This is a genomic window from Kitasatospora sp. NPDC059795 (assembly GCF_042732175.1).
Lineage (GTDB): Bacteria > Actinomycetota > Actinomycetes > Streptomycetales > Streptomycetaceae > Kitasatospora.
This window is the reverse complement of record NZ_JBHWID010000004.1, coordinates 463604-481474: the sequence shown is the minus strand read 5'-3', so window position 1 is coordinate 481474 and position 17871 is coordinate 463604. Positions and strand designations below refer to the sequence as shown.

14 protein-coding genes and 1 pseudogene are annotated in these 17871 nt (G+C 71.8%); 7 read left to right on the top strand and 8 right to left on the bottom strand.

All coding sequences use genetic code 11. The features are described from left to right. Positions 1 to 43 precede the first annotated feature (43 nt). Positions 44 to 1210: an NYN domain-containing protein gene (locus tag ACFV4P_RS11715; protein ID WP_380469869.1), complete on the bottom strand. Its 1167-nt coding sequence runs from the start codon at positions 1208 to 1210 to the stop codon at positions 44 to 46. A gap of 144 nt (positions 1211 to 1354) precedes the next feature. Between ACFV4P_RS11715 and ACFV4P_RS11710 the strand changes: the two genes are divergently transcribed. Continuing rightward, positions 1355 to 2131, top strand: a complete 777-nt coding sequence (locus tag ACFV4P_RS11710) for a hypothetical protein (RefSeq protein WP_380469867.1) — start codon at positions 1355 to 1357, stop codon at positions 2129 to 2131. A gap of 44 nt (positions 2132 to 2175) precedes the next feature. Here the strand turns inward: ACFV4P_RS11710 and ACFV4P_RS11705 are convergent, their stop codons facing one another. Both ACFV4P_RS11705 and ACFV4P_RS11700 read right to left on the bottom strand, forming a co-directional pair. Beyond that, positions 2176 to 3204, bottom strand: coding sequence for an aspartate-semialdehyde dehydrogenase (locus tag ACFV4P_RS11705; RefSeq protein WP_380469865.1), 1029 nt, complete (start codon positions 3202 to 3204; stop codon positions 2176 to 2178). A gap of 146 nt (positions 3205 to 3350) precedes the next feature. Next, entirely contained in the window at positions 3351 to 4178 is an 828-nt protein-coding gene (locus ACFV4P_RS11700; protein ID WP_380469863.1) for a dihydrodipicolinate synthase family protein, read from the bottom strand. A 72-nt stretch (positions 4179 to 4250) separates the two neighbouring features. Between ACFV4P_RS11700 and ACFV4P_RS11695 the strand changes: the two genes are divergently transcribed. Further along, complete coding sequence (locus ACFV4P_RS11695; protein ID WP_380469861.1) at positions 4251 to 5135, top strand: LysR substrate-binding domain-containing protein; 885 nt, start codon at positions 4251 to 4253, stop codon at positions 5133 to 5135. 7 nt (positions 5136 to 5142) lie between these two features. Here ACFV4P_RS11695 and ACFV4P_RS11690 read toward each other — a convergent pair whose 3' ends face one another. Next, positions 5143 to 5994: an alpha/beta fold hydrolase gene (locus ACFV4P_RS11690; RefSeq protein ID WP_380469859.1), complete on the bottom strand. Its 852-nt coding sequence runs from the start codon at positions 5992 to 5994 to the stop codon at positions 5143 to 5145. A 60-nt stretch (positions 5995 to 6054) separates the two neighbouring features. On the opposite strand from ACFV4P_RS11690, the gene ACFV4P_RS11685 reads away from it, so the two are divergent. The 3 genes from ACFV4P_RS11685 (at position 6055) to ACFV4P_RS11675 (ending at position 7747) form a co-directional block, all read left to right on the top strand. Next, the gene (locus ACFV4P_RS11685) at positions 6055 to 6510 is read left to right on the top strand and encodes a MarR family winged helix-turn-helix transcriptional regulator (protein WP_380469857.1); all 456 of its coding nucleotides are present in this window, start codon (positions 6055 to 6057) and stop codon (positions 6508 to 6510) included. 21 nt (positions 6511 to 6531) lie between these two features. Beyond that, positions 6532 to 6981 carry a type II toxin-antitoxin system PemK/MazF family toxin gene (locus ACFV4P_RS11680; protein ID WP_380469855.1) on the top strand — a complete coding sequence of 150 codons (450 nt, stop codon included), beginning with the start codon at positions 6532 to 6534 and terminating at the stop codon, positions 6979 to 6981. A 91-nt stretch (positions 6982 to 7072) separates the two neighbouring features. Then, positions 7073 to 7747: an RDD family protein gene (locus tag ACFV4P_RS11675; RefSeq protein WP_380469853.1), complete on the top strand. Its 675-nt coding sequence runs from the start codon at positions 7073 to 7075 to the stop codon at positions 7745 to 7747. 63 nt (positions 7748 to 7810) lie between these two features. Here ACFV4P_RS11675 and dnaE read toward each other — a convergent pair whose 3' ends face one another. Beyond that, on the bottom strand, positions 7811 to 11344 hold the full coding sequence (dnaE, locus tag ACFV4P_RS11670; RefSeq protein ID WP_380469851.1) for a DNA polymerase III subunit alpha: 3534 nt from the start codon (positions 11342 to 11344) through the stop codon (positions 7811 to 7813). A gap of 225 nt (positions 11345 to 11569) precedes the next feature. Between dnaE and ACFV4P_RS11665 the strand changes: the two genes are divergently transcribed. Both ACFV4P_RS11665 and ACFV4P_RS11660 read left to right on the top strand, forming a co-directional pair. Beyond that, positions 11570 to 12292 (top strand): hypothetical protein, encoded by a 723-nt coding sequence (locus tag ACFV4P_RS11665; RefSeq protein WP_380469849.1) that lies wholly within the window; start codon positions 11570 to 11572, stop codon positions 12290 to 12292. Positions 12293 to 12332: 40 nt separating this feature from the next. Next, positions 12333 to 13427, top strand: a complete 1095-nt coding sequence (locus tag ACFV4P_RS11660; protein WP_380469848.1) for a winged helix DNA-binding domain-containing protein — start codon at positions 12333 to 12335, stop codon at positions 13425 to 13427. Between the two features lie 7 nt (positions 13428 to 13434). Here the strand turns inward: ACFV4P_RS11660 and ACFV4P_RS11655 are convergent. The 3 genes and pseudogenes from ACFV4P_RS11655 to ACFV4P_RS11645 all read right to left on the bottom strand — a co-directional run. Then, positions 13435 to 14064, bottom strand: a pseudogene (locus tag ACFV4P_RS11655) (dienelactone hydrolase family protein); the annotation flags it as partial. A 101-nt stretch (positions 14065 to 14165) separates the two neighbouring features. Continuing rightward, entirely contained in the window at positions 14166 to 16343 is a 2178-nt protein-coding gene (locus tag ACFV4P_RS11650; RefSeq protein WP_380469953.1) for a M9 family metallopeptidase, read from the bottom strand. Between the two features lie 221 nt (positions 16344 to 16564). After that, positions 16565 to 17779 carry an MFS transporter gene (locus tag ACFV4P_RS11645; protein WP_380469846.1) on the bottom strand — a complete coding sequence of 405 codons (1215 nt, stop codon included), beginning with the start codon at positions 17777 to 17779 and terminating at the stop codon, positions 16565 to 16567. Between the last annotated feature and the right edge of the window lie 92 nt (positions 17780 to 17871).

Below are 17871 nucleotides of genomic sequence, written 5' to 3'. Positions count from 1 at the left end.
TCTACGCGCCGTGCCGGGCCCTCCGGGCACGCGGGTCACGCGATCAGCTGTCCTCCAGCACCTCCGCCGGGCGGCGGGTGTCGGGGATCCGGGCGGCGAGCTCCTTCCAGAAGCCCTCCCGGATGGCGTACCTGTCCTGCTCGTCGATCTGGTCCTCCTTGTGGGCGAGCAGGCCGAACCGGGCGGCGTAGCGCAGCAGTTCGCCGTCGAGGCGGTGCGGGATGCGCGGGTGGTCGGTCCACAGCAGGGCGGGGCGGTCGGCGGGGGCGAGCCGGTCGAGCCAGCGGCGGGCGAAGACCTGGCCGACCTCCTGCGGGTCGCCGCCGACGCTGGTGATGTCCTCCTCGCGGTCGGCCCAGCGCTGGGCGGCGGTGGTGAGGCGGTCGAGGGTGGGCAGCGCGTCGACGGGGCTGGTGTCGGTGCGTTCCAGCCAGCCGCGGTCGGAGGACCAGCGCAGCACCGGCCCGCCGAGGCCGGTGGCCGGCGGCGCGGGGACGGGGAGGGGGGCGCGTCCGGCCAGGTCCTTGGGGGTGGGGATGACCCGTAACGGGGCGGCGGCCCGCCCGGCGGTCGCGGCGGCGGGTTCGGCGGCGGCGCGCGGCCGGGGCGGGGCGGGCAGCACGGCGACGGGCGCGACGGGGGAGGCGTGGTCGGGGTTGGTCTCCCGGGGGCGGGCCCAGCGTTCGATCCAGGCGCGGTCGAGGACCCGGCGTTCGTCGGCCTCGCCGACGAGTTCCTCGGACTGGTTGAAGTCGCCGTCGGCGGCCTCCAGCGCCCACAGGTGGACGGCCACGCCGTGTTCCTTGGCGGAGGCGACGCCGGGCAGCAGGTCGCCGTCGCCGGTGACCAGCACCACGTCGGCGCAGGCGTGGTTGCGGGCGAGTTCGCTGAGTTCGGCGTGCATCGCGGCGTCGACGCCCTTCTGCACCCAGCGGCCCTCGGCGCGGGTGAGCGCGCCGAGCCGGACGGTGACCCGGGGCAGCACCCTGAGCCGGCGGTGTTCGGGCGCGGGTCTGCGGTCGATGGCGGCGTCGAACCAGTAGATCCGCAGCAGTGGCAGCCCGGTCTCCTCCTCGGCGCGGTCGCGCAGGGCGCCGATCAGCACCGGGTGGTCGACGGCGATCCGCGACCGGCCCGGTTCTCCGGCGAGCAGGCTGGCGGCGGCACCCAGCAGGTAGCCGGCGTCGACCAGGACGACGCAGCGGTCCATTTCGGCACCTCTTCCTCGGCCCCGGAGGCGCGGCGGTGGGGACGCCGCGCGGCGCTCCGGCCACCGTTGCGCACACCTTTACCCGTCGTCCGCTCCCCGAACCGTGCCCAAGCCTTTACCCGCGACCCTGGATACTGGGACACCGTGCGGAAAAGTGCAGTGGCCCTGTGCGGAGTGGCGGCGATCGGTGCCGTCGCTCTCGTTCTGGTGCCCGCGACCGTGCCGGAGACCTCCGAGGGCGACACCGGGCTGGTGTCGGTGGTGGTCAACGGCGGTCGGACGGTGGAGTTGGGGCCGGGCGAGACCAGGACCTTCCCGGTGGAGGTGACGGCGACGGACCGCTCCGGCATCCGCACGGTCGACCCGATCGGCCTGTGGGGACCGAACTACGCGACCCTCAAGGTCGGCCCGATGAGCTGTGTGCCGGTCGACGCCACCGGCACGGTGAGCCGCTGCACCGGCGAGGCGACGGTCGAGGCGACCTCCCGGGTGCTGTTCGACGACCAGGCCGGCACCTGGTTCGTGGACCTGCGGATCCAGGCCAACGACGGCGACCGCTACGTCTCGAAGTCCGCGGGCGGCTTCTCGCTGAAGCGCGCGGCGCTGCTCGACGAGGCGTCCTGCCCGGCGACGGCGTCCGACGGCGAGAAGATCCGGCTCAACGGCCGCCTGCAGCGCGCCATGTGGGACGAGCACGGCTACATCCCGCAGCAGGGCACCGCCGTCTACCTGCAGTTCCGCGACGTCGGATCGAACACCTGGTCCACCCTGACGGCCGTCAGAACCGACCACGAGGGCCGGTTCTCCATCCAGCTCGAGGCGAGTCGCTCGGGGACGTACCAGTGGTACGCGCCGGGCGACAAGTGGACCGGCTCGGCGACCTCCGCGGAGCTCCCGATCACGGTCGGGCCCAGGCAGTGAACAGGGCGCCGGGGAGATCCCCGACGCCCCTGACCCGGAACGGATCAGCCGCGCAGTTCGGCGGCGACCAGTTCGGCGATCTGCACCGCGTTGAGGGCGGCGCCCTTGCGCAGGTTGTCGTTGGACAGGAACAGCGACAGGCCGTGCTCGACGGTCTCGTCCGCCCGGATCCGGCCGACGTAGCTCGGGTCCTGGCCGGCGGCCTGGAGCGGGGTCGGGATGTCGGTGAGGACGACGCCGGGGGCGTCCGCCAGCAGCTCGGTGGCGCGCTCGGGGCTGAGCGGGCGGGCGAAGCGGGCGTTGACCTGGAGCGAGTGGCCGGTGAAGACCGGGACGCGCACGCAGGTGCCGGAGACCTTCAGCTCGGGGATGCCGAGGATCTTGCGGCTCTCGTGGCGGAGCTTCTGCTCCTCGTCGGTCTCGTTGCTGCCGTCGTCGACCAGCGCGCCCGCGAGCGGCAGCACGTTGAACGCGATGGGCCGCTTGTAGACGCCCGGCGCGGGGTACTCGACGGCCGCGCCGTCGTGCACCAGCGCGGTGGCGCCGTCGACGACCTTGCGGGCCTGCTCGTGCAGCTCGGAGACGCCGGCCAGGCCGGAGCCGGAGACCGCCTGGTAGGTGGAGACCACCAGCGAGACCAGCTCGGACTCGTCGTGCAGCGGCCGCAGCACCGGCATCGCGGCCATGGTGGTGCAGTTCGGGTTGGCGATGATGCCCTTGGGGCGCTCGGCGATCGCGGCGGGGTTGACCTCGGCGACGACCAGCGGGACCTCGGGGTCGCGGCGCCAGGCGGAGGAGTTGTCGATGACGACGGCTCCGGCCTCGGCGACCTTCGGGGCGAGGGCCTTGGAGGTGGACCCGCCGGCGGAGAAGATCACGATGTCGAGGCCACGGTAGTCGGCCGTGGCGGCGTCCTCGACGGTGACTTCGGTGTCCTTCCAGGGCAGGGTGCGTCCCGCCGAGCGCGCCGAGGCGAACAGCCGCAGCTCCTCGACCTGGACGTCGCGCTCCGCCAGGATCTCGCGGACCACGCCGCCGACCTGGCCGGTGGCCCCTACGATGCCGATCCTCATCCGTCTCCTCCTCCTACGTGTTCCAGCCATCATGCCTTGTCAGAGGGGGTTTTCGCGGAGGCGTCCCAAGGCGTGAACGCCTGCCGTCCAGCTCGGCAATCCCTCCGGTCCGGCCCGGTCCGGGCCGGAAATTCTTCGCGGAACGGTCAGCCGTGCGCGAGCAGCGGCAGCCGCACCGCGGGGGTCGGGATGCGGCCGGCGCGGTGCAGCAGCGCCTTGAGCGCGGTCGGGTTCGGCCCGGCGAACGCGGCCCGGGACACCTCGACGAGCTCCGCGCCGAGCGCGCGGGCCCGCGGCACGTCGCCGTCCGCCCAGGCCCGGTGCAGGGCGACGAAGCGGGCGGTCTCCAGGTGCGCGGAGGCCAGGATGCCGCCGTCGGCGCCGAGCGCGAGCAGCGGGGACAGGAACAGGTCGTCGCCGGCCAGCACGCCGCGCGGGCCGGCGGCCAGCAGCGCGACGGCCTGCTCGTCGATCCCGCCGGGCGCGTACTTGATGCCAGCGACCTGCGGCAGCGCCAGCAGTTCCAGCAGGGCGGCGGCGCCCAGCGGCTGCCCGGTGCGGTACGGGATGTGGTAGATCACCAGCGGCACCGGGCTGGTGGCGGCCAGCGCCCGGAAGTGCGCGAGCACCCCGTCCTCGCCGGGCCGGACGAACGCCGGGACGGCGACCAGCGCGGCGTCGGTCCGTCCGGCCAGCCTGCCCAACGCCTCGGCGGTCCGCGCGGTGCCGCCGTGTCCGGCGCCGACCGTCAGCACCGCGCCGTGGTCGGCGGTGACGCGGCGGCAGAGCTCGATCACCGCGTCCTGTTCGGCGTCGGTGAGCGAACCGGGTTCGCCGGTGGTGCCGAGGGCGACCAGTCCGGCGGCGCCGGCGTCCAGGCTGTCGCGGGCCAGCTGCTCCAGGGCGTCGAGGGCGAGGCCGCCGTCGGCGGTGAAGGGAGTGACCAGCGGGACGTGAATGCCGTGGAGTTCCATGAGGGGAAGCCTGCCGGGCGGCGACCGTGCGGGTCCAGTTCACATTTCCGATGCTTCTCGTAAGCTGGGCCGATGCTCGATGTGCGACGACTGCGGCTGCTGCGCGAACTGGCCCACCTGGGGACGATCGCGGCGGTGGCGGACGCCCTGGCGTTCAGTCCTTCGGCGGTGTCCCAGCAGCTGTCGGTGCTGGAGCGGGAGGCGGGCGTGCCGCTGCTGGAGCGGACCGGTCGACGGGTGGCGCTGACCCCGGCCGGGCGGAACCTGGTCCGGCACACCGAGGCGGTGCTGGAGCTGCTGGAACGGGCGGACGCCGAACTGGCGCACGCCCGCAGCGGCCTGGCCGGCCCGCTGCGGATCGGCGCCTACCCGTCCGCGGTGCGCGCCCTCGTCCCCGCCGCGCTGGCCGAACTGGCCTCCCGCCACCCCGAGTTGGAGGCCATGGTGAGCGAGGTGGACCCGGCCGCGGTGGCCGCGGCGCTGCGCGCGGGCGAACTCGACCTCGCCCTGGTGCACGAGTACGACCTCGTCCCGGGCGAGCCGGAGGAGGGCATCGCGCTGACCGGCCCGGTCTTCGCCGAGCCGCTGTACCTGGCGGCCCGCGCCCCCGGCACGCTCGCCGACCACCGGGGCAGCCCGTGGATCACCGCCCCCGTCGGCACGCTCTGCCACGAGCTGACCCAACGCGCCTGCCAGGCCGCCGGCTTCACCCCCCGGGTGCGGCACCGGGTGGACGACTTCGGCTCCCAGCTGGCCCTGGTGGCGGCCGGCCAGGGCGTCGCGCTGGTCCCGCACCTGGGCACCGGCCACTGCCCGCCGAACGTCGCCCTCACCCGCCTGCCGATCTACCGCCGCACCCGCACCGCCTTCCGCGCCGGCGCCGCCGCCCACCCGGCGGTGGCCGCCTTCGCGGCGGCCCTGCACGCGGCCGTCCCGCCCGAGCTGCGCGCCGCCTGACGCCCGATCAGCCTGCGAACTCCCGGATCAGCCGCCAGACTTCGGCGGGCTGCTCCTCCTGCATGAAGTGCCCGCCGCCGTCCACCAGCCCGGTGTCGAGTGCCCGCACCCCGGCCGCCCGCAGGCCGGCGGCGTAGGCGTCCAGGTCGACGGGCTCACGGGTGCCGCGCAGGTAGAGCAGCGGGGTGTCGACGGGCCCGGCGGCGGCGGATTCGGCGTTGTCGCGGGCGTCCTGCCCGAAGGCCCGGTACAGGTCGAACCCGGCGGTGAGCTGGGCGGGTTCGCGGTAGGCCGCGGCCTGTTCGACGCGCGAGTCGGCGGTGATCCGGTCGGGGTCGGCGGAGAGCATCCGGTAGAAGTACCCGAAGTAGGCCTCCTGCCGGCCGTCGACCAGCGTCTCGGGCAGGTCGGGGACGGCGTGCAGGCCGAAGTGCCAGATGTACGGGTTGCGCAGCACCTGCTCCCAGGGCGCGACGCCCGGCAGCACGGTGTTCATCACCACCACCCGGTCGACGGCGTCGAAGGTCCGCAGGTAGGCGTAGGCGGCCATGCCGCCGGCGTCGTGGCCGACCAGCGTGGCGCCGGTGAGGCCGAGTCGGCCGATCAGGGCGTGCACGGCGGCGGCGATCCGCCGCTTGGAGCCGCCGACGCCGCCGGTGGAGCGGCCGATGCCGGGCAGGTCGACGGCCAGCAGGCGGGCGTCGTCGCCGGCCGCGGCCATCACGCCCTGCCAGGTGCGGGAGGACTCGGGCCAGCCGTGCAGCAGCAGGAAGGGCCGGCCTTCGGGGTCGCCGGATTCCACGACGTGCAGGGAGAGTTCACCAATCGTCACCTGACGGTGCCTCAGTTCGATCGACATGCGGAATGTCTACCAAAAGACATGCATCATGTCGATTACCGGTCGTCTAGGCTGGGCCGCATGAACGACGACCGCCCGGGCTACGAGCGCGGCACCGGCTTCCTGCTGGCCCGGCTCGGCTCGCTCACCGCCCGCTCCTGGACGGCCTTCCTCGGCGAACACCGGCTGACCCAGGCCCAGTACGGCGTCCTGGTCGCGCTCGGGCAGCACGGCCCGGTCGGCCAGGGCCGACTGGCCGAGCTGGTGGCGGTGGACGCCCGCAACCTGGTGGCGGTGCTGGACGGCCTGACCGACCGCCGCCTCCTGGAACGCCGCCCGCACGACACCGACGGCCGCCGCCGGGTGGTCGCTCTGACCGCCGGGGGGCGGGCGCTGGTCGACGGCCTGGCCGCCGCGGCCGCCGCCGAGCAGGACCGCCTCCTGGCCGCCCTGCCCGCCGCCGACCGGGCCCGGCTGAACCGGCTGCTGCAACGCCTCTACCGGGCCCACCTGTCGGAACCGGGCCCCGGGGCTTGAACCCCTCGATAGCCTTCCGCCATGCATGAGGTGAACGAGCAGGTGGAGCAGCCCGGGCGGTTCGGCGGCGGGGCGACGGTGGAGGTGGCCGCCGAGCGGATCGGGTCGGTGCGCACCGCGTACGCGCCGGACCACGACGGCGACCCGGACCCGGGCGAGATCGTCTGGACGTGGGTGCCGTTCGAGGAGAACGACGGCCGCGGCAAGGACCGCCCGGTGCTGGTGGTGGCCCGGGAGCGGGCGGGGACGCTGCTGACGGTGATGCTGTCCAGCAAGGGCCACGACCACGACCCGGACTGGGTGCCGCTCGGCGCCGGCCCGTGGGACCGCAGCGGCCGGGACTCCTGGGTGGCCCTGGACCGGGTGTTCCGGGTGCACGACGGCGGGATGCGGCGCGAGGCCTGCGCGCTGGACCGGGCCCGTTTCCAGCTGGTGGTCGACTCGTTGAGGCATCGTTACGGCTGGCACTGAGTAACGATTGTCGGATCGTCATACACAGCTTGCCCTCAACCGGGTAAAACGGGCTTCAGCACCTCCCAACAGTTGACCTGGAGTCGGACGCATGAGCAGCAATACTCCTCCTGGCTACGGGCCGCAGGACCCGTACGGCCAGAACCCGTACGGTCAGCAGCAGCAGCCGCCGGCCGGCGGCGGCTACGGCGCCCCGCCGCCGCCCCCGCCGCCGCCGGGCTACGGCGAGCAGCCCGGGTACGGCGGCCAGCCGGGCTACGGCCAGCAGGCGAACTACGGTGCCCCGCAGGGCCAGTGGCCGCTCTGGCTGGCCCCGACCCCCGCCCCCGGCACCCCGCTGCCCCCGGGCACCCGCACCCTGGCCACGCCGGTGGACCGCTTCGTGGCGCGCCTGATCGACGGTCTGATCATCGGCGTCGTGATCGGCGCCGTGTCGTCCGCGATCTTCGGTTTCTTCACCCTCGGGTACTTCGCGCTGCTGGCCGTCGCGTACGTCGTCTACGACGGCGTCATGATGACCACCCAGCACTGCCAGACCCTCGGCAAGAAGGCCATGAAGATCCGGGTGGTCAGCGTCGCCACCGGTGCCCGGCCCACCGACAACGAGCTGTGGACCCGGGCCGGCGTCTGGGGCGGTCCGTACATCGTGCCGTTCATCGGTTCGCTGGTGGTCCTGGTCAACGGGCTCTCCCAGCTGTGGGACAAGCCGCTCCAGCAGACCTTCCACGACAAGGCCGCCAAGACCGTCGTGGTCAAGGAGAACTGAGCCTCCGTCGACGGCGAAGAGCCCCCGCGGGTCTCCCGCGGGGGCTCTTCGTGTCGTCGGGGGTCAGCCGGCCAGGCAGCTGGGCCCGAGCAGCTGCTTCAGGTCGCCGAACAGCGCCGGGTCGGACTTCACCCGGTGCCGGTCGAGGCGCAGCACCACGGTCCTGGTCCGCCCGCGCAGGTGGACGTGGACCTCGGTGGAGCCGCGGTGGCTGCCCAGCACCTCGCCGAGCCGGCCGACGATCGGCGGGGTGAGCTTGTTCTCCGGCACGGTGATCACGATCGGCAGCTGGGCGCCGACGTTGGACAGGTCGGGCACCGTGAGCTCCATGCCCATCAGCCGCGGCACGTCCTCCCGCTTGTCGAGCTTGCCGCGGACGAACACCACGGCGTCCTCGACGAGTTGGGAGGAGACCAGCTGGTAGCTGGCGGGGAAGAACATGCAGTCGATGGAACCGGCCAGGTCCTCGACGGTGGCGATCGCCCAGGCGTTGCCCTGCTTGGTCATCTTCCGCTGGAGGCCGGAGATGATGCCGCCGATGGTGACGATGGTGCCGTCGGGGCGTTCGGCGAGGTCGGCGACCGCGCAGTCGGCCTTGTCGGCGAGGACGTGCTCGATGCCGTGCAGCGGGTGCGAGGACACGTACAGGCCGAGCATCTCGCGCTCCTGGGTGAGCAGGAACGACTTCTCCCACTCGTCCTCGGAGAACACCACGTCCAGGCCGAAGCTCGGCTCGTCCGAGACGCTGTCGCCGCCGAACAGGTCGAACTGGCCCTCGGCCTCCTTGCGCTTGATCGAGACCACGTTGTCGATCATCGGCTCGAACTGGGCGGTCAGGCCCTTGCGGGTGTGCCCGAGCGAGTCGAAGGAACCGGCCTTGATCAGCGATTCGACGGTGCGCTTGTTGCAGACCACCGCCTCGACCTTGTCCAGGAAGTCCGGGAAGGAGGCGTACTTCCCCTTGGCCTTCCGGGTGCGGATCATCGACTCCACCACCGGCCCGCCGACGTTGCGGATCGCGGTCAGGCCGAACCGGACGGTGTCGCTGCCGTGCGGGGTGAAGTCGGCGTCGGACTCGTTGACGTCCGGCGGGAGCACCTGGATGCCCATCTTGCGGCACTCGTTGAGGTAGACCGCGGACTTGTCCTTGTCGTCCTTGACCGAGGTGAGCAGGCCGGACATGTACTCGGCCGGGTAGTTGGCCTTGAGGTAGGCCGTCCAGTAGGAGACCAGTCCGTAGCCGGCGGTGTGCGCCTTGTTGAAGGCGTAGCCGGAGAACGGGACGAGGACGTCCCACACCGCCTGGATCGCGGCGTCCGAGTAGCCGTGTTCGCGGCAGCCCCGCTGGAAGGGCACGAACTCGGCCTCCAGGATCTCCTTCTTCTTCTTGCCCATCGCGCGGCGCAGCAGGTCGGCCTGGCCGAGCGAGTAGCCGGCCAGGATCTGCGCGGCCTTCTGCACCTGCTCCTGGTAGACGATCAGGCCGTAGGTGGGCTTGAGGATCTCCTCCAGGGGCTTCTCCAGCTCCGGGTGGATCGGGGTGATGTCCTGCTGGCCGTTCTTGCGCAGCGCGTAGTTGGTGTGCGAGTTGACGCCCATCGGGCCCGGCCGGTACAGCGCCAGAACAGCCGAAATGTCTTCGAAGTTGTCGGGCTTCATCAGCCGCAGCAGCGAACGCATCGGGCCGCCGTCGAGCTGGAACACGCCCAGCGTGTCACCACGGGCCAGCAGCTCGTAGGTGGGCTTGTCGTCGAGCGGCAGATCGAGCAGCTCGATCTTGATGCCCTTGTTCTTCTCGATCGCCTTGACGGCGTCGTCCATGATCGTCAGGTTGCGCAGGCCGAGGAAGTCCATCTTGAGAAGGCCGAGGCCCTCACAGGTCGGATAGTCGAACTGCGTGATCGTGACCCCGTCGGTGTGCCGGGTCCAGACCGGGATGTGGTCGGTCAGCGGCTCCGCGGACATGATGACGCCGGCCGCGTGGACGCCGGGCTGGCGGATCAGGCCCTCGATGCCGCGCGCGGTGTCGATGACCTTCCGGACGTCCGGGTCGCTCTCGTACAGGCCGCGGATCTCGCCGGCCTCGCCGTAGCGGGGGTGCGAGTTGTCGGTGATGCCGGAGAGCGGGATGCCCTTGCCCATGACGTCCGGCGGCATCGCCTTGGTGATCCGGTCGCCCATCGCGTACGGGTAGCCGAGGACGCGCGAGGAGTCCTTGATGGCGGCCTTGGCCTTGATGGTGCCGTACGTGACGATCATGGCGACCTTGTCGGAGCCCCACTTCTCCGTCACGTAGCGGATCACGTCGCCGCGCCGGCGCTCGTCGAAGTCGATGTCGACGTCGGGCATGGAGATGCGCTCGGGGTTGAGGAAGCGCTCGAAGATCAGGCCGTGCGGGATGGGGTCGAGGTCGGTGATGCCCATGGCGTAGGCGACCAGCGAGCCGGCCGCGGAGCCTCGGCCGGGGCCGACCGCGATGCCCTGGCTCTTGGCCCACATGATGAAGTCGGCGACCACGAGGAAGTACGCCGGGAACCCCATCTGGATGATGGTGTCCATCTCGTACTCGGCGAGCTTCTTGTGCTCCTCGTCGTAGCCCTCCGGGAAGCGCCAGTCCATGCCCTCCCAGACCTTGGACTTGAAGAAGTCCGCCTCGGTCTCGAAGCCCTCCGGGATCGGGAACCGGGGCATCAGGTTCTTGAAGGTGAACATGCCCTCGGTGTCGACCCGGGACGCGACCAGCAGTTGGCTGTTGCGGCAGCCCTCCTGCCAGATGTCGGAGCTGTCCAGGCCGTACATCTCGGCGGCCGACTTGATGTAGTAGCCGGTGCCGTCGAACCGGAAGCGGTCCGGGTCGGAGAGGTTCTTGCCGGTCTGGACGCAGAGCAGCAGGTCGTGCGCGCCGGCGTCGGACTCGGTGGTGTAGTGCGAGTCGTTGGTGACGACCGGCGGGATGTTCAGCTTCTTGCTGATCTCGATCAGGCCGTCGCGGACCCGCTTCTCGATGTCGAGGCCGTGGTCCATCAGCTCCAGGAAGTAGTTCTCCTTGCCGAAGATGTCCTGGTACTCGGCGGCGGACCTGACCGCCTCGTCGAACTGGCCGAGCCGCAGCCGGGTCTGCACCTCGCCGGACGGGCAGCCCGTGGTGGCCATCAGACCGGCCGCGTGCTCGGCGATGATCTCCTTGTCCATCCGGGGCCACTTCACCAGCCAGCCCTCCGCGTACGAGCGGGAGGTCAGCTTGAAGAGGTTGTGCAGGCCCTCCTTGTTGCGGGCCCAGATGGTCTTGTGGGTGTACGCGCCGGACGCCGAGACGTCGTCCTTCTTCTGGTGCGGCTGGCCCCACAGGATGCGCTTGGTGTTGGAGCGGGCCTCCGGCGCGACGTACGCCTCGATGCCGATCACGGGCGTGATGCCGGCGGCGGTGGCCTGCTTGTGGAACTCGGCCGCGCCGTACATGTTGCCGTGGTCGGTCATCGCGACGTGGGTCTGGCCCAGCCGCTCGACTTCCTTGAACAGTTGCTTCAGCCGGGCGGCGCCGTCCAGCATCGAGTACTCGGTGTGGACGTGCAGGTGCGCGTACGGCTGGTCGCTCAAGGCGGGGCCTCCGGGACTGAAGGGGGGGCTGAAACACGTGAGGCCCGAGCCACCACCAGGGCTCGGACCACGGCTTCCGGGTTCGCGCCCCCGAGTCTAATCCCCTCCAGTACCCTCCGAGCGAACCCACGCGGATCGGGAGGGAACCCCGCCATGGCCTTCGCACCATCGCCTCTGCCCGCTGCCCGGCCGGCCGTCCGCGGCCTGCCAGGAATCGGCGTGCTCATGTTGTTGCAGCTCATCGTGCTGCTCGGCGTCCTCGGCTACGACCTGGTGCAGGGCGACGGCCTGTCGTACCTGCCGACGGCGCTCGGCTTCTCGTACGAGCACATCGTGCCGGCCCCGGTCGGTTTCTTCGGCTGGAGCACCGCGTACCTGCTGGCGACGGCCGCCGTCGCGTTCGGCGCGTTCGCGGGCGGCCGCTGGGTGCGCGGCGCGGCGATCCCGCTGACCGCCGTCAACGCGTACCTCTCGCTGAACCAGCTGGTCCTCCTGTTCACCGGGGGCAACGCCGGCAACGACTACGTGTACAAGCCGTTCGGTCACCTGCTGCTGACCCTGACGCTGCCGCTGGACCTGCTGATCGCCCTGGCCGTCGCCGTGGTGGTGGCCGCCACCCGCACCCCGGACGCCGCGCCGCTGCACCCGCAGCCGGGCTTCGGGCACCCGGGCGCCGCACCCGGCCCGTGGGGCGGCGCGGCCGCAGGGCCGGTACCGCAGCCGCCCTTCCCCCACCCGCACGCACCACAGCCCGGACTGCCACGGCCCGGACTGCCGCAGCCGCCCGCCGGCGGCCCCGGCGCCGCGTACGCCTATCCCCCGGCCCCGCCCGCCGGTGCGCCCGGCTACCCGCCCGCGCCGCCCGCCGGTGCGCCCGGCTATCCCCCGGCCCCGCCCGCGCCGCCGCACTCCCCCCACCAACCGCCGACCACCCCGCCGTTGTCCTGACCGGCTGTTAGTTTGGGCGTCGCCGAGAGGAGCCCCGACGATGCCCCCCGCCGTCCGAACGCTGACCGCCCGCGAGTTGACGGTCGGCTACTTCGAGCGCCAACTGCTGGACCGCGAACGGCCGTTGCCCGCCGCCGAGGCGGTGCGGCGGCTGGCGGCGCTGCAGGCGCAGTACTCGCCGTCGCCGCACCTGGCGCTGTGGGCCCGGCTGCCGGACTTCGGGTACCGGGAGTTGGAGGCGGCGCTGCTGGACGGCAGCGTGGTGAAGTCGACGCTGATGCGCGGCACCCTGCACCTGGTGCCGGGCGAGGACTACGGTCACCTGGCGGCCGCCTGGCGCCGCCAGTGGCTCACCGACCTGCGCGGCCGGCACCGGGACGCGGGCCTGGACGAGGACGGACTCACCGCCTCGCTGCGGGAGTTCGCCGCCGTGCCACGCTCCGCCGAGGAGCTGCGCGGCCAGCTGGCCGAGGCGTCGAAGGGGCGGATCCGGGACGCGGACCTGCTGCACTTCGCCCGCGCCCTGGTCCCGCTGGTGCACGTCGCCCCGTCCGGGCACTGGCGGGCCCACGGCAAGCCCCGATTCGTACTGTGGCAGGGCGAGTTGCCGCCCGAGCCGGAGGCCACGGCCCGGCTGGTGCGCCGCTACCTGGCCGGGTACGGACCGGCCTCGCGCGCCGACATCGCGCACTTCGGCGGGCTGAAGCTGCGGCAGGTCGACCCGGCGCTGGCCGAACTCGGCGAGCTGGTCCGCTACCGGGACGAGGCCGGCCGGGAGCTGCTCGACCTCCCGGACGCGCCGCCGGTCGCCGATCCGGGCCGCGAACTGCCGGTCCGCTTCCTGCCGAAGTGGGACGCGGCGCTGCTCTCGCACGCCGACCGGACCAGGATGCTGCCCGCCGACATCCACCGGCAGGTGTACCGGGCGGTGAACGGCACCCTGCTGGCCTCCTACCTGGTGGACGGCCGGGTGGCGGGCACCTGGGCGCACGAGGCGAAGCGCGGCGCGGCCGTGCTGACGCTCACCCCGCTCGTCCCGCACGGGCAGCGGGCCGAGCTGGCGGCCGAGGGCGAGCGCCTGGTGGAGTTCCTGGAGCCCGACGCGGCCACCCGCACGGTCCGGTTCGCCGACTGACGGCCGGTCAGTCCTGCGCGTCGGCCTCCGCGGTGTCCTCCGCCTCGGCCTCCGCGTCGAGCTCGGCGAGGAACGCCAGCGTGGCCACCCAGGTCCGTCGGTCGGCCTCGGCGTCCCAGTCCGGCAGTTCGGGGTCGGTGTACAGGTGCCCGGCGCCCCGGTAGCGGTGCACCTCGACGTCGCCGCCGGCCCGGACCATCTGCAGGTACCAGGTGTTCAGCCAGTCGTCGGACTCGTACGCGTCCGGCTGGGCGACGTGCAGTTGCACGGCGATCTCGGTGGCGGCGTCCTCCCGCAGGTCGGAGGTGCCGTGCAGGAGCACCAGCCCGCGGGCCTGCTCGTCGGCCAGCGCCAGGTTCTGGGCGAGCGACCCGCCGAGCGAGAAGCCGGCGTACACCAGCCCGTGCTTGGCGGGCAGCAGCGGGGCGACGGCGGTGACGGCCCGGCGCAGCAGCTCGTCGTTGCCGACCTCGTCGCGGTACGCCGTACCCTCCTCCGGCTCGTCGAAGGTGCGGCCCTCGTACAGGTCGGGGGTGTGCACGGTGTGCCCGGCCTCGCGCAGCTTGTCGGCGGCCCGGTGCACGGCCGGGCGCAGGCCGTACGCGGAGTGGAACAGGACGATCTCGGCCACGGGTGGACTCCTCGGTGCGGGGTGGTCGACCCTCCATGATCTCCCATCCCGAAACGCGCCGGGGCCCGGCCCACCGGTGGGTGGGCCGGGCCGTTCGGGCGTGCGGGTCAGTAGGTGGTGCTGACGGCCGCGCCGCTGAAGCCCTGCTGGGCGTACAGGCTGATGTAGTTGTAGCCGGCGGGCGGGTTGGTGATGGTCAGGGTCTCGGTGTTGTCACCGCCGATGGACTTGGCGGTGTACGAGCCGGTGGTGGCCCAGTTGCTGCCGTTGTAGTACAGGTCGGCGTTGCCGGTGCCGCCGGAGACGGTGACGGTGAGGCTGGGAGTGCCGGCCGGCACGTACAGGTAGAAGTACGCGTAGTTCTGGACGGTGGCGGCGACGTTCGAGCGGCGGCAGTCCCGGTCGAGCTGCCGGGTGTCGGAGCCGCTGCACTCGGGGGTGCTCGGCACGGTCGGGCCGCAGTTGCCGGTGTTGCAGGCGGTCAGCCAGGCGTTGAAGTCGGCGTCGTAGCGGTTGCCGATGGTGGTCTTCAGGATCGTCCGGGCGCCGTCCCAGTCACCGACGCGGTACTTGGCGAGCACGGCGTCCATGTCCGAGCGGTGCGATTCGAGCATGTAGCGGACCGCCAGGTAGCCCCAGTTGTAGACCCGGGTCTGGTCGGCGTTGTCGTACGTGGTGTCGAACAGGGTGGACAGCGCGTAGGTGTGCTTCCCGGCCTGCTCGATCGCGTCGGTGTACTCGACGCCGCGGTAGCCGTAGGAGATGTACTCGGCGAGGCCCTCGACCCACCAGACGGTCGGGGTGGTCATGCCGGCGTCGAAGTCGCCGTACATGTCGAACCGGCCGTCGAGGTAGTGGGTGTACTCGTGGTTGAGGTTCCAGATCTCGAAGGCCGGGCGGGCCCAGTCGGCCTCGTAGGCGATGAACCGCGGCTGGTTGCCGACCGTGGCCGGCTTGCCCTCCAGGTACATGCCGCCGTTGTCGGTGGACATGTCGAAGATGACGCCGGCGTAGGTCTGGTAGTCGTTGCGCGAGTGGAACACCACCACCTCGATGGTGGTGTTGTTGTCGTCCGCGACCGCGCCCTTGTCCTTGGCCACGCCGTGGAAGTACGCGTCCTCGCCCTTCAGGCTGGTGCACGCGGTGGCCAGCTGGTCCGCCGTCAGCGCCTGGGCGATGATCTTGATGCTGGGGCTACAGGTGTAGTTGACCGTCAGCACGGCCGCCTTCAGCCGGTTCGCCAGGTCGCAGGTGCCGTAGTAGGCGCAGTTGTCCTTGTCGTAGGAGTCCGTCATCTCGGCCAGGACCGCCCACATCGTCGCGGTCCGCCCGGTGATCGAGGTCTGGTCCAGCAGGCTCTTCACCAGCGGCCGGACCTTGGTCTGCATCTCCGGCTCCTTCAGGAACCGGCCGAGTTCACGGCCCGAGTTGGTGACCAGGAAGTCGTTGGTCCCGCCGAGCAGGGCGTTGTTGCGGGTGGCGAACGCCTGCAGGGTGTCGAGCACGCTCGGGTCGGCCTGCACGGCGGGCAGGAAGTCGCTGTTCTGGTGTCCGCGCCAGAGCACCGTGTACACGTTGTTGACGGCGTTGACCATGTACCAGGAGCTGTCGTAGCTGCTGTTGTAGCCGTTCAGCAGCCGCTTGACGACCGACAGGTAGCGGGCGTTCTCGGCCGCGCTGTCGATCAGCGTGACCGCCTCGCCCAGCGTGGCGCCGTTGGCGTCGGTCACGTCCTGGGAGTGCGAGGAGGCGAAGAAGGCGTCCAGCGCGCCTTCGATCGCGTACTTGAGGTTGGCGCCGTACGGGCCGACCACGTCCGGGTTGTACCACTGCACGTAGTACCCGGCGCGCAGGTACAGCACCAGCTGGGTGGCCGAGGTCGAGTCGTCACCCGGGTAGTTGGCGGAGACGTCGCGCATCGCGTTGGCGACGCTCACCATCTGCGCCTCGTTGAACGCCAGCTTCGCGTCGTTGCCCTTGAGCAGGAACAGCGAGTTGACGCAGTCCACCGTGACGGACTTGATCTGGTCGACCAGCGCGCCGCCGGTCTTCCCGGTGAAGTCGGACACGTTGCACGCGGCCGCTGCCGCAAGGGACTTCGCCTGCTTCGGCTCGCCCTTCACGCTCAGCGGCGGCCGCTTGCTGGCGTCCGCCCGCGCATCGTGGTCGGCGTCCTTGAGACGCTCGGCCGCCTCGGTGCTGCGCGGCGCCGACTTCGCCGACTTCGACGCCTTTTCGGGCTTGGCGTCGGTGACAGCCTGGGCGTCCCGGCCGAACGAGGCCAGGAATCCGAGAGCCAGGCAGAGGGAGAGCAACAGACTCCACGTTCGCGTGAGGGACGCGAACGGTATCCGGAAGGTTCGCACGTGGGGCCTCCGGGCCGATATGACGCCGCGTCTTGGGGGGACACGGCGGAGGGTGGGGGAGGCTGCCGAGCGCCTGCTCAGCGGCCTATGACATGTACAATTGCACATGTCATCTCACGCCGGAACCCCTCACGGCCGGATCAACTGGCCCGCATAACCCGGGAGTTCACCTCGGCGTCGACGGCCCGACCGTCCGCCGTCACGTCGACACGCCTGTCCAGGGCCAGCCGCAGCACCACGACCGCCAGCGCGACCAGGGCGAACCCGACGCCGACCCAGGGAAGCGACCGGGCGCTCCGGGCGGCGAGCGCCCAACCCCCCACGGCCGTACCGACGGTGATGCCCAGGTTCGAGAACGAGACGAACAGGCTGTTGCCGAACTCGGGCGCGCCCTGCGTGTCACGGCCCAGCCAGTGCTGGCACACGATGAGCCCGCCGGAGTGCACGGCCGCCCACACCGGGACGAGCGCGATCATGGGCGCCACGCGCCCGCCGAAGGCGAAGACCAGGACGTAGACGGCGGCGCACAGGACCGGGAAGAGCAGCACGGTACGGACGGCGCCGGCCCGCAGCAGGGCGGCGAAGGCGAAGTTGCCGACGATCATGACGATGCCGAACACCATGAGCAGCGCACTGATCCGGGAGCCGCCCACCCCGGTGACGGCCCCGAGGTACTCGGCGAAGTAGCCGTACACCGAGAAGAGCGCCGCGAACACGAGGACGACCGAGGCGATGGTCAGCCAGCTCCGCCCGCTGCGCAGCACCCCCAACTGGCTGCCGTAGGACAGCCGTTCACCGGCCGGCAGCGCGGGCAGGAAACGCAGGACGCCGATCAGGCCGAGCAGGTTGACGGCCGCGCCGAACCAGAACGCCGCCTGCAGCGAGAAGTGGTCCGCCAGGTAGGACGTGAACGGCACGCCGAAGGCGAAGCCCGCCGTGATGCCCGCGAACACCCGGGCGGTGGCGCGGGTCGCGTCCTCCGGCCGACCGAGTCGCACCGCCGTGGCGAGCGCGACCGAGAAGAACACCGGATGGACCAGCGCGGGCACCACCCGGAACGCGAGCATCACCGCGAAGTGCGTGGTGAGCGCGTAGACGGCGTTCGAGACGGCGAAGACGCCCATGGCGGCCGCCAGGACGGCCCGGCGGTCGAGGCGGGAGGCCGCGAGGGTCATGAACGGGCCGGACACGGCCACGACCAGGGCGAAGGATCCGACGAGCAGCCCCGCGGTGGAGGCGCTGACGTGCAGCCGGGCGGCGAGCTGCGGCAGCACTCCGACGATGCCCATCTCGGTGGTGATGATGCCGAAGACGCCGATGGCGAGCGCCAGGACGGCCGGGGTGCTTCTTCTCATGATCGTCTTCCTGTGGGAGAGCGGGGCGGGATCATATCCATGTATCGCGGTTTCTAGATATGAAAGCCCGCAGTGAAGACACGGGGACTGCG